The sequence below is a fragment of the Zunongwangia sp. HRR-M8 genome, from assembly GCF_027594405.1.
GTDB lineage: Bacteria > Bacteroidota > Bacteroidia > Flavobacteriales > Flavobacteriaceae > Zunongwangia.
Window position 1 is genome coordinate 2239404 of record NZ_CP115161.1, and the last position, 13256, is coordinate 2252659.

The following is a 13256-nucleotide window of genomic DNA, read 5'->3' on the forward strand; positions in this document are numbered from 1 at the left end:
ATGAAAAATAGATTTATAAAACTTTCAATACTCTTAGTAGCACTGGGATCTTTTATCGCGTGTACAGACCTGGAGTTAGAAGACACAGATTCTGTATCGCGCGTGCAGACTACTGGAGACTTTACTGGTGTTTCTGATGTTGCTGGATCTTTAAGTAACGCCTACAATAGCCTTCGAACAAATGTAGAAACCCATGAAAATTTATACGGACTTAATGAAGGTACTTCAGACGAGTTATTAATTCCTACCAGAGGAACTGACTGGGGGGATAATGGAGTTTGGAGAACGTTACATCAGCATACGTGGGATGCGAACCACAACTTTGTTCTAAATACATGGAACGAGTTTAATTCTGCTATATTCAATCTCACTGAAATAATTGCTCCAGAGAGCGATGCAAATGCACAACAAATCGCAGAAGCAAAATTCTTAAGAGCATTTCATATGTACTGGATAATGGATCTTTATGGACAGGTTCCTTTTAGAGAAGTTGATGAAGGTCCAGATGTAAATCCTCGAGTAATGACAAGAAGTGAAGCTTTTGAATTTGTTATGCAGGATCTTAACGAAGCTATGCCAGATTTACCAAGTATAGGTCCTGGTAATGGTACAGTACAGGCTTCTAAAGCAGCCGCTCATTATTTATTGGCCAAATTATACCTTAATAAGCATATTTATTTAGCGATGGCATCTGCTGAAGCGGCAGACATGACAGCGGTTATAGATCATGTTGATGCAATTATAGGCGCAGGATTTGAACTCCAGGAAGGTTTCTTTGAAATTTTTGAACCTTCAGATGATACAGAGACCATTCTTTATACAACTTCTAGTGCCGGAAACCGTATGTGGTCTACGCTTCATTATGCGCAGGGAACAGATGATAATGCCGCTGGTGGATGGAATGGATTCTCAACTTTAGCAGAATTCTACGATCTATTTGAAGGTGACGAAAACGTAAATACGCCAGGATCTGGACAGGAAGAAAGACGCGGTTACGTACCTTTAAATGGTAATTCGACTGGTACTTATATAGGCAAAGGTTTTCTAATAAATCAGCAATATGCTGCCGATGGTAGCGAGCTTACCGATAGAGCTGGTAATCCATTAGTTTTTACCAAAGATCTCCCAGGTCTTTTAGGCAACAACGAAAGAAACGGAATTCGTGTACTTAAATATCATCCATCAAATGGTGCTTATACTGGTCATGTAGTGGTATTTAGGTTTGCAGATGCCTATTTAATGAAAGCCGAAGCTATTATGAGAGGTGGCTCAAGTTCTGAAGATGCTTTAACTATGGTTAACGATCTACGCGAGCTTAGAGAAGCAAGTCCTCTTCCTTCCCTTTCTGAACAAGATATGCTAGATGAACGTGGACGCGAACTATATACTGAATACTGGAGAAGACAGGACCAAATTAGATTTGGAACCTTTACTTCTACTTGGGAGTTTAAAGACAATACTGAAGAATTTAGAGTGCTTTTCCCTATTCCTTCTGTGGCTCTAACTTCAAATCCAAATTTGACGCAGAATCCGGGATATTAGGATAAGTCAGGCTTTTTAAGAGACTTAAGAGGCGCCCTAACGTCACTTAAGTCTCTTTTATTTAGCGTTTAACGTCTATTAAAACTTATTTAATCAGCTTACCCCAATATGAATAATTCATCATCAATTTCAAACTTAACTAAGATAATTCTTATAGGATTGCTCTTTCCCTTAATCTATTCCTGTAATAAAACTTCAGAAAATAAAAAAGAAGAACCAAAAGATGTTCTTTTTACTCTAATGCCAGCAGATTCTACAGGTATTTCTTTTATAAATCAGGTAAGAAACGAAAAAGAATTCAATATTTTCAGGTATCGTAATTTCTATAACGGTGCCGGTGTTGGTATAGGAGATATTAATAATGATGGTCTTCCTGATGTATATCTTACCTCGAACATGGGAAAAAACAAGCTTTATTTAAATCAGGGAAACTTTAAATTTAAAGATATTTCTGAATCATCAGGAACGCAAGGAAACAGATCATGGTCTACCGGGGTTACCATAGTAGATATTAATGTTGACGGTCTATTAGATATTTATGTATCTAACGCTGGCAACATCGCAGGTGACGATCGCCGTAATGAACTTTTTATCAATAATGGTGATCTTACATTCAGTGAAGTTGCTTCAGAATATAATTTAGATGAAAACGGCTTCACTACTCACGCTGCATTTTTTGATTACGATCTGGATGGCGATCTCGATGTTTATATACTGAACAATAGCTTTATCCCTGTATCCAGTCTTGGGTACAACAACAAAAGAGAACTCCGCGGAAAAGATTGGAATCTACCTGAAGTCTTTAAAGGCGGTGGAGATAAACTATTACGAAACGATAATGGAAAATTTACCGATGTTAGCGAAGAAGCCGGCATCTATGGAAGTCTTATTGGGTTTGGCCTTGGGGTAACTATTGGTGACGTTAATGGTGATATGCTCCCGGATATTTACGTATCTAACGATTTTTATGAGCGTGATTACCTGTACATCAATAATGGTGATGGCACCTTTATCGAAGATATCAAAAATCAGATAGCGCATTTAAGTTTGTCTTCCATGGGAGCCGATATGGCAGATATTAACAACGACGGTTTACCCGAAATTTTTGTGACCGATATGCTCCCAAAAAATGATGAACGTTTAAAAAACACCAGCGAATTTGAACGCTTTGATCTTTATAAATTAAAAGAAGATCGTGATTTTTATCATCAGTACATGCAAAATAGCCTTCAGCTGAATAATGGAAATAATAGCTTTTCTGAAATAGCTTTTTATAGCGGTGTGGCGCAGACCGATTGGAGCTGGAGCGCTCTTATCTTCGATATGGACAATGATGGTTATAAGGATATTTTTGTGAGCAATGGCATCTATCACGATCTTACCAACCAGGATTTTATGGATTTCTTTGCTAATGATATTCTTCAGGATATGGTAATTACAGGGCAAAAAAAAGAATTCGATTCTATTCTGAATAAAATGCCAAGCACCCCCATTTCTAATTATGTTTTTAAAAATAATGCCGATTTAAGTTTTTCCGATACTACAGAAGATTGGGGATTTAGCACACCAAGTTTCTCCAATGGCTCGGCCTATGGCGACTTGGATAACGATGGTGATCTAGATCTTATCGTGAATAATGTAAACATGGAATTATTTGTTTATCGTAACGAAACTGATAAAAAACATGATCACAACTGGACTAAAATTCAGCTTAAAGGAAACGATAAAAACACCTTTGCCATTGGCAGTAAAGTGACAATTTATACCGAAGACGATCAATTAACACAACAGCTTATTCCTACTCGTGGTTTTCAATCTTCAGCAGATTACAACCTCACTTTTGGATTGGGAACACACCAAAAGATCGATTCAATTCTGGTAATCTGGCCAAATAAAAGTGCTTCATTAAAGACTAATATTAACATTAATGAACTTGTGGTTTTCGATCAGGAGGAAGCTGAAGAATTTAGTCTTCCCAAGATTAAATCCAGCCAATATTTTAAAGAAATCGATACAGATTTTACCGCACATAAAGAAGACAACTATATAGATTACGATTACGAAGGCTTGATAAATAAAATGCTTTCTCGCGAAGGTCCCGCAATCGCTGTGGCTGATGTAAATAACGACGGAAATGATGATTTTTACGTGGCCGGAGCTAGAAATGAGTCAGGTGTACTTTATATTCAGCAAACTAGCGGTAAATTTTTAAAAAGCATTATAGATGAAACCGAAGAATCAAAGATTTTTGAAGAGACCGGTGCCGTTTTTACCGATATTGATAATGATGGTTTTAAAGACCTAATTTTAATTGCTGGCGGAAATAATATTTATGCTGAAAAAGAACAATATGAAACCCGAATTTATTTGAATGACGGGAAAGGGAATTTCAGTAAAAGTGATTCAGAATTACCAATCAATGATCAAAATGCGGCCGTTATCGCCGCGAATGATTTTGATAAAGATAGAAAAATCGATCTATTTATTGGATATCGAAGCGTTCCTGGAGTTTACGGAATAAACCCAAGCCATCAACTATTAAAAAATAAAGGCAATGGCAAGTTTACTTCTTTAGACACTTCAAATTTGGATAATCTGGGGATGATCACCGATGCATCCTGGGCAGATATCGATAATGATGGAAAAGCTGAATTGATTGTAATCGGCGATTGGATGGCTCCTACAATTTTTAAAATTCAGGATAAAAAATTAAGTCTAATAAGCTCAAATCTTAGCGAATATGCCGGAGCGTGGAATTGTATGAAGATTACAGATCTTAACAAAGATGGGCTGCCAGATCTAATTTTGGGAAATCGTGGCACTAATTCTTTTTATAATGCCAGTAAAAAAGATCCGGTGAAAGTTTACATCAGCGATTTTGATCATAATGGGACGACCGAGCAAATTTTTACCCGAACGATCAACAGAAAAGATGTTCCTATTCATTTAAGAAGAGAACTTTCTGGACAGATTTCTTCAGTAAAAAAACAAAACCTAAAATTCGCTGAGTATGCGACAAAATCTATAGATCAGTTATTTTCAAAAGATGTTTTAGATGAAGCATTGGTTAAAGAAATTAGCGGTTTTAAAAGTATTATCGCGATAAATAAAGGCGACGGAAATTTTGAAGTTCAGGAGATGCCGGCGCAGGCTCAATTTAGTTCTATCCACGCCATCGAAACCATGGATATAAATAATGATAGTAATCTGGATATTATTATTGCAGGAAATGATTACGATCTAAAACCTCAATTTTCGAGATTAGATGCCAATTATGGATTAGTTTTAATGAACGACGGTAATGGCAGCTTTAAAGCTGAAACTTCAGAAAAAACGGGGTTATTTTTTAAAGGTCAGGTTCGTGATCTCAAAATAATTCAGAATAAAAAAGGCGAAAAGCGACTATTGGTTGGAATCAACGACGAGAAACCGCAATTGTACAAACTTCAGTAATGAAAAATCTTTGCTCCATATTGATATTTGCTGTTTTGGCCGCCTGTTCTAAAAACGAAAAAGAAGTCCAGGAAACCGCCACTCCTTCCCTTTTTAAAGAATTAGATGCTAAAATCACCAATCTTGATTTCGGCAACATCTTAACCGAAACCGATAGTCTCAATATTTTAGATTACCTGTATTATTACAATGGTGGCGGCGTGGCGATTGGCGATATCAATAACGATAGTTTGCCCGATATTTTTCTTACGGGAAACCAGGTTCCTAACAAATTATTTTTGAATAAAGGAAACCTGAAATTTGAAGATATTACTGAAACTGCCGGAGTTGCTGGCAATTCAGATTGGAATACGGGTGTTGCAATCGTCGATATTAATGGCGACGGCTTTCTCGATATTTATGTTTGTGCGGTGGTGGGTATTAATGGATTAAAAGGAAAAAATGAACTTTTTATCAATAATGGTGATGGAACTTTTACTGAAAAAGCTTCAGAATATGGTTTAGATTTTCAGAATTATAGTACCAACGCAGCTTTTTTTGATTATGATAATGACGGCGATCTAGATCTATATTTACTGAATCATGCGGTGCATACCGTGAACACCTACGGCCCTGCTGAAATTCGAGAAAATCGAAGCAAAAAAAGCGGCGATAAATTATTGAGAAACGATGGCGATTATTTTACCGATGTTAGCGAAGAAGCCGGAATTTACGGTGGGCCAAATGGTTACGGATTAGGAATTGCGACAGCCGATTTTAATAACAACGGTTTTACAGATATTTATATTAGTAACGATTTTCATGAAGATGATTTTTATTATCTGAATAATGGCGACGGAACGTTTACTGAAAGTTTAAAATCTAAATTTGGGCATACCAGCAGATTCTCGATGGGCAGCGATGCGGCTGATGTTAATAATGATGGATTTTTGGATATTCTAACTTTAGATATGCTGCCTGATGATGAAAAAGTAATCAAAGCGAGCATGGGCGACGATTCTCCAGATATTCATAAAATGAAAAGCGAGCGCCTGCATTATCACGAGCAGTTTAGCCGAAACATGCTGCAAATAAATCAAGGTGGTGAATACTTTCAGGATTTGGGATTAATTAGCGGACTCGCAGCTACAGATTGGAGTTGGAGTGCGCTATTTGCAGATTACGATCTGGATGGCATCCAGGATGTATTTATTTCTAGCGGAATTCCAAAACGCCCAAACGACTACGATTATATAAAATATGTTTCGAATAATCAGATTCAAAAAGAGTTAAGCAAGGGAAACAAAATCGATAAAAAAGCGATCGAAATGATGCCTTCTGGCGCGGTTGCTAACCGAATTTTTAAAGGAAACGAAAACTTAAATTTTAAGGATCTTTCTGGCGCGTGGATCTCGAAAGATAGTATTATGAGTACCGGCTCGGCTTATGCAGATCTGGATAACGACGGCGATCTTGATATTATCGTCAACAATATCAATGCACCGGCGCGAATTTATGAAAATCGTATTACTGAAAACAATAAGAATTTTCTAAAAATAAAACTGCAGTATAAAAACCCAAATATCCAGGCGATTGGCAGTAAAGCTATTGTTTATCAAAATGGTAACCGACAGGTAAAGCAATTATTCACCACACGCGGATTTCAATCAGCTTCTGAAGCTTTGTTGCATTTTGGTTTTGATCATTCAAAAAATATAGATTCTCTTTTAATTATATTGCCCGATAATTCGATTCAAAAATTATCGAATATCGCTTTGGGACAAACGCTTTACATAAATCAAGCTGAAAATCTTAAAAAAGTAAATTATGCCCATTTGTTTCCGAAGAAAAAAGCCTGGTTTATAAAAGTAGATTCTTTACCCGGTTTAGATTACGAGCATAAAGAAAATCGCTATCAGGATTTTGATCGCCAAAAATTGATTCCGTATCAAATTTCAGATCGCGGTCCCGCGGTGGTGGTAAAAGATATTAATGGCGATGGGAAAGATGACATCTTCTTCGGAAGTGCGAAATTCACTCAATCGGCTGTATATTTTCAAACTAAAAATGGTTTCGAAAAACAAACAATTTCGGCTTTAAAGGATGATATTCGTTCAGAAGATATTTCCGCAGTGATCGAAGATTTTGACAATAATGGTGAGAATGATTTATTGGTAGTTTCTGGTGGCGGAGAATATTACGGTGAAAACAAAGCTTTATTGGACAGATTATACCTTCAGAAAAATAGAAACTTCAGCAAAAACGATTTTCCCGAGTATTTTGAAAATGGAAGCGTTGTAAAAGCAGCCGATTATGATAGTGATGGGGATGTAGATTTGTTTGTTGGCGGTGCAGCGGTTTCTAACGATTTTGGTAAAATTCCGCAATCATTTTTATTGAAAAATAACAAAGGGAATTTCAGTATAGATAAAAAAAATGAGCTTGGCGAGATAGGAATGGTTACCGATGCGATCTGGACCGATTTTAATAATGATGGGCAAATCGATCTTATTGTAGTTGGCGAATGGATGGCACCAAAATTCTACGAAAATCAAAATGGAAAGTTTAAACCGTATAAAATTGAAGCTGGTTTAAAGGGATTATGGCAAAGTATCGCTGCGTTTGATATCGATGGCGATGGCGACAAAGATTACCTTTTGGGAAACTGGGGATTAAATACAAAACTGGTTGCAAACAAGGAAAATCCGCTTAAAATGTATTATCTTGATTTTGATAAGAATGGAAGCACCGAGACCATTCTCGCCCAGGAGAAAAATGGTAAATATTATCCTGTAAATGGTTTAGATATGTTGGTAGGACAATTGTCTTATCTGCGCAAAAAGTTCCCTAATTATAAAAGTTTTGCAGGAAAAACAATCGAAGAGATTTTCGATAAAGAACAACTAGAAAAAGCGGAGGTTTTAGAAGTTGAAACACTGGCTTCAGGATATCTTTTAAATGATGATGGAAACTTTAGTTTTAAAGCATTTGAAAATCCATTGCAAATTTCGCCAATAACAGCATTTTTAAAGCGCGATTTTAATAAAGACGGTAAAACCGAAATGTTGATTGGCGGTAATTATTTTGGAACAATACCATACCACGGAAAATTCGATCAATTTGCCGGCATTATTCTGCAATCTGTCGACTCTTATATCGAAGCTAAAGAACTTGGTATTAATTTTACGCAAAAAGCAGTAATTAGTATTGATATTTTAAATTTTAAAGATCACGAATATTTGCTGGTCACTTACAACAATAATAAACCAGAAGTTTATAAAATTAACTAAGCATGAGAAAAGCACTAATATTTCTATTAAGTATTGCAATTCTTAGCGGCTGCGCAGATGATAAGAATACCAATGTTGAAGCTATAAATATTAGTGCTTCAGATTATCACGCCTCTCTAGACCAGATCACCAATATTATGGTGCATGATATTTTCTCGCCTCCGGTAGCAAGCCGAATTTATTCGTATGCTAACCTCGCTGCTTATGAGATCGTAGCACAACATAATCCTAATTTTGAATCGCTTACAAAAACTATAAACGCAGAAATTTCTATCCCTGTCTTAGATACCAGCAAAGCGATCGATTACAGAATGGCAGCCTTGATTGCACAATTGGAAATTGGTAAAACGCTTATTTTTTCTGAAGCTGAAATTACCAATTACAGTGACAGCTTATTTGTAAGCTGGAAAGAAAATAACGAAGAAATCTTTAAAAATTCTAAAACCTACGGAATGCAGGTGGCAGATGCTTTTAAGAACTGGATTGATAAAGACAATTATAAAGAAACGCGTACAATGCCTAAATTTTCAGTATATACTGAAGATGTTTCGCGTTGGCAACCTACTCCCCCAACCTATATGGATGGGATTGAGCCACATTGGATGAAAATTAGGCCGTTTACTTTAGATTCGGCTTCACAATTTAAACCAGAACCTCATCCGGAATTTTCTATGGAAGAAGGATCTGATTTTTATAAAGAGCTGATAGAGGTTTATGAAGTGCGTAACCAAATGGATGAAACCGGAAACAAATCTGAAGAAATGCAGATCGCTAAATTTTGGGATTGTAATCCTTATGTTTCTACCCAAAGAGGACATTTAATGTTTGCTACTAAAAAAATCACTCCGGGTGGTCATTGGATTGGTATCACAAAAATTGCCAGTCAAAAAGCAAATCTCGATTTTGATAAAACTGTTTACGCTTATACGGCAACAAGCATGGGAATCGCCGACGCATTTATTAGTTGCTGGGACGAAAAATACCGCAGTAACCTAGTACGGCCGGAAACATTAATCAATAAATTTATTGACGACCAGTGGAAACCGGTTTTACAAACTCCACCATTCCCTGAGTACACCAGTGGACATTCTGTGGTAAGCGGAGCTTCGGCCGAGATTTTAACGCGATTATTTGGTGATCGATTTCAGTTCTCAGATGACACTGAAGTCCGCTATGGTTTGCCGGAAAGGGAATACACTTCGTTTAGAAACGCAGCACAGGAGGCAGCTTTAAGCAGGCTTTATGGCGGCATCCATTATCGTGCAGCAATCGAAAATGGATTAGACCAGGGAATCGATCTTGGAAAGCATGTCGTAAAAACTCTTAACGTAAAAGCATTATAATTGATGAAGAAATTACTTTTGGGACTATTGATAGTAGCCTTAGTTGGTATTTCTATCTGGTACCTTGCTCTGAAGCCCTACGATTATAGCATTACATTTACCACCAATACTCCCAGCGGTATTATTTATGAAAAAATACAGTATTGGAAATATGATCATTTTAATAATTCTGAAATCGTTGAGGAAAAATTGAATGAAAGTGTAACTCATAATCTCAATTTTGAAGATCAATCCTTGCTAATCGATTGGAATATTATACCTATAAATGACTCGGTAAATCAAGTAAAAGCACTTGTAAATCATCCTGGAAATCTAATTTCTAATCGGTTTGCTTTACTAACCGGAAAAAATCAAGAACAGGACAGTGTCAAAGCTGAACTCGAGATTCTGAGGGAATCTTTGGAAGGCGACAAAACCAATTACAGTATCGAAATCGTTGGCGAAGCAAAAGCACCAAAAACATATTGTGCCTGTATGAGTTTAAAAGGCCAACTACAGCAAAAAGCTATGCTTATGATGACCAATATTGGTTATTTATCAGATTATGTTTTAAAACACGATCTAAAAATGCCGGCAAAACCAAGAGTTTTAGTTAAAAGCTGGGATAAAGAAACCAATGAAATTAAGTTTGATTTTTGTTTTCCGATCGTAAAAAAAGAAGGTTTACCAGAAACCGACAAAATCAAGTTAAAAAGGCTACCATCTTTTAATTCGATGCATGTGGTGTTTAACGGGAATTATCTTTTTACACATTATGGTTGGTATAAACTTCAGGATTATGCAAAATTCAAGGATCTCAATTTAAGCGAACAAGTTTTAGAAATTTTTAATCATAACCCTGAAATGGGAGGAAATTCTATCGACTGGAAAACTGACATTTACACCTTGATGAGATAATTATTGATGAGATAATTATAAATATCAGCTAGAAAGATTAAATTATTGCTTTGTTAGTGTAATTTTTAGAGTTTAGATCTATAAAAGATTTCTTTATTTCGGAAAGATTAAAATCTAAATGTAATAAAAAAGCTGTCTCTTTTTAAAAGACAGCTTTTTCAGGATAATTAGTAATTACATCAATTTATCTAAAAAAATGAATTCTTAAAGTCTAATCCCAATTTCCACTTATAATCTATTTTAAATTAAAGTAATTTGAATTTTAAAGGGACATTGCTTTACCACCACCTAGCTCTTCTACAGGACCACAAGGAATATATTTTCCCGGAATTGGGTCATACCAAAGTACGTTTTCACCAATCTGCTCGCTAGTTTGCCACGCCCAGATTCCCATATCTCTTACAGTTTCTAAATATGCCAGAGCACCAGAATCGTGATTCATTTCTAATTCTTCCTCTGGATCTTTATCCTGTGGATCTTGAGTTTCAGTAGTTCGTTTTGGCCTAAAACTTTCTTTTTCTTCAGAAGTCGCTTTTAAATATTTAGCTATTATTTGATCGTATTCTTCTGCAGTTCCATTTCCCGGATTTTTATCAAATTGTTTTTCAAAAGCACTGGCAAAAGCATCAGCAGATTTTTTAAAATCTTTCTGTTGGGATTCTGGAGCCACTTCATTCATGTAAGAATCGATAAATTCAGCTATATTTAATTCACTTGCACCAGCGGTATCTGTCTTAGGCAAAATAATTTCCAAAACTTCTTTCAGAATAAATCCATTAGATGCAGTTAAATATATAGGCTGCCAGTCGTAAGAAGGTTCGCTTTTACAACTTTGCAGTAAGCTTAAAGTACTGGGGCCAACGACCATCACTCCAGCTCCCAATCCTATATTTCTTAAGGCCTGTCTTCTATTCATGATCTTTGTTTATGCGTTAGACGAATTTTTGAAGTTTTTGGAAGCATGATCTGCAGCTCTGGCAGTCATGGCCATATATGTTAATGATGGATTTTGGCAACCAGAAGAAGTCATAAATGCACCATCGGTTACATAAACATTTTTGACATTATGTATCTGGTTATTTCCGTTTAAAACAGAAGTTTTAGGATCACGGCCCATTCTTGCCGTTCCCATTTCATGAATTCCTAAGCCTGGAGCTCCTAAATTATCATAGGGAGAAATATCATAACCCCCCGATTTTTCCAACATGGCGACAGCTTGCTCTTTCATGTCTTTGCGCATTTTGAGCTCGTTATCTTTAAATTCCGCATCGAAAGTTATCGTAGGGATTCCCCATTTATCAAGCTTATCGTAATTTAATGTCATTTTATTTTCGTGATAGGGCAAACATTCACCAAAAGCACCAAGGCCCATCGTCCATCCTCCCGGTTTGGTAATTGCTTCTTTCATTTTTTGACCATAACCAAATTCTGCAATGGTTTCCTGCCAATTATTACGGCTTGCACCTCCCTGGTAACCATAGCCTCTACTAAAACCTAATCCTTCATTATCTTTTAGGTTTCGAAAACGCGGAAGATAAATTCCGTTTGGTTTTCTGCCCTTGTAATAAGAATCTTTAAAACCATCAAATTTTCCTGATGCTCCTACCTGAAAATGGTGATCCATAATATTGTGTCCTAACTCTCCACTATCATTTCCTAAACCATCAGGAAATCTATCAGATCTGGATTGCATTAGGATACTGGTAGAAGCCATCGACGAGGCACAAAGAAAAATTACATTGGCCTTAAATTCCATTTCCTCTTTAGTTTCAGTATCTATTACTTTAACCCCGGTCGCTTCCTTGGTATCTGGATCGTATAAAACCTCACTAACAATTGAATAAGGTCTTAAAGTCATATTATTGGTTCTGCTTGCTGCCGGTAAAGTTGAAGAAGGGCTACTAAAGTAACCTCCGTAAGGACATCCTCTAATACAGCGGTTTCTAAATTGGCAATTAGAACGACCTTCAAATTTTTTATCTCCGGTAATATGCGCTACTCGGCCTGCAGTTAAAACGCGACCTTCAAAATTTTCTGCGATTCGATCTCTTACATGTTCCTCTAAACAATTTAAATCCATAGGAGGTAAAAAATTACCATCTGGTAACTGACTTAAACCTTCTTTCCGACCACTTACTCCAATGTAAGACTCTACATAATCATACCAGGGAGCAATATCTTTATAACGAATAGGCCAGTCTACACCAATCCCCTCCTTTTTATTTGCTTCAAAATCCAAATCGCTTAAGCGATAACTATGACGCCCCCACATTATTGATCTACCTCCAACATGATAACCACGCATCCAATCGAATCTTTTAGTTTCGTTATAAGGATGATCAATATCATCCACAAACCAATGTGCACTTGCTTTATTTGTGGAATAGCCAGTACGAGCTTGCTTCTGTTGGCGCGCAACTTCTTCTCGTGTTTGCTGACCTTTAAATTTATAATCCCAGGGATCATCATTCATCGTAGGATAGTCTTTTACATGTTCTATCATACGCCCTCTTTCCAACACCAAGGTCTTAAAGCCCTTCTCACACAACTCTTTAGCAGCCCAACCTCCGCTAATTCCTGTACCCACCACTATAGCATCGTAGGTTTCGTTTTGATAATAACTTTTGCTCACGATAATGTTATTGGTTAATAATAAGATAATCGAATCTTCTCAAATATATAAATTATTGGTTAAAATTTCGCATATTTAAAAAAAACAATAAATTTATGACTGAAATAAAATAAATATCAT

Annotated in this window: 7 protein-coding genes; 5 read left to right on the plus strand and 2 right to left on the minus strand. The window is 36.4% G+C overall.

Annotated elements, in window-relative coordinates:
- The 5 genes from PBT89_RS09690 to PBT89_RS09710 all read left to right on the plus strand — a co-directional run bounded on the left by PBT89_RS09690 (position 1) and on the right by PBT89_RS09710 (position 10504).
- Complete coding sequence (locus tag PBT89_RS09690) at positions 1-1542, plus strand: RagB/SusD family nutrient uptake outer membrane protein (protein ID WP_270061719.1); 1542 nt, start codon at positions 1-3, stop codon at positions 1540-1542.
- A 108-nt stretch (positions 1543-1650) separates the two neighbouring features.
- Positions 1651-4995: a VCBS repeat-containing protein gene (locus tag PBT89_RS09695; RefSeq protein ID WP_270061720.1), complete on the plus strand. Its 3345-nt coding sequence runs from the start codon at positions 1651-1653 to the stop codon at positions 4993-4995.
- Positions 4995-8264, plus strand: a complete 3270-nt coding sequence (locus PBT89_RS09700) for a VCBS repeat-containing protein (protein ID WP_270061721.1) — start codon at positions 4995-4997, stop codon at positions 8262-8264. The genes PBT89_RS09695 and PBT89_RS09700 overlap by 1 nt, the downstream gene beginning before the upstream one ends.
- Before the next feature lie 2 nt (positions 8265-8266).
- The gene (locus PBT89_RS09705) at positions 8267-9607 is read left to right on the plus strand and encodes a vanadium-dependent haloperoxidase (RefSeq protein WP_270061722.1); all 1341 of its coding nucleotides are present in this window, start codon (positions 8267-8269) and stop codon (positions 9605-9607) included.
- 3 nt (positions 9608-9610) lie between these two features.
- Positions 9611-10504, plus strand: a complete 894-nt coding sequence (locus PBT89_RS09710) for a hypothetical protein (RefSeq protein ID WP_270061723.1) — start codon at positions 9611-9613, stop codon at positions 10502-10504.
- Between the two features lie 262 nt (positions 10505-10766).
- Here the strand turns inward: PBT89_RS09710 and PBT89_RS09715 are convergent, their stop codons facing one another.
- Together PBT89_RS09715 and PBT89_RS09720 are read right to left on the minus strand one after the other, a co-directional pair.
- The gene (locus PBT89_RS09715) at positions 10767-11420 is read right to left on the minus strand and encodes a gluconate 2-dehydrogenase subunit 3 family protein (protein ID WP_270061170.1); all 654 of its coding nucleotides are present in this window, start codon (positions 11418-11420) and stop codon (positions 10767-10769) included.
- 9 nt (positions 11421-11429) lie between these two features.
- A complete protein-coding gene (locus PBT89_RS09720; protein ID WP_270061724.1) occupies positions 11430-13136 on the minus strand; it encodes a GMC oxidoreductase in 1707 nt (568 codons plus the stop codon).
- Positions 13137-13256 lie beyond the last annotated feature (120 nt).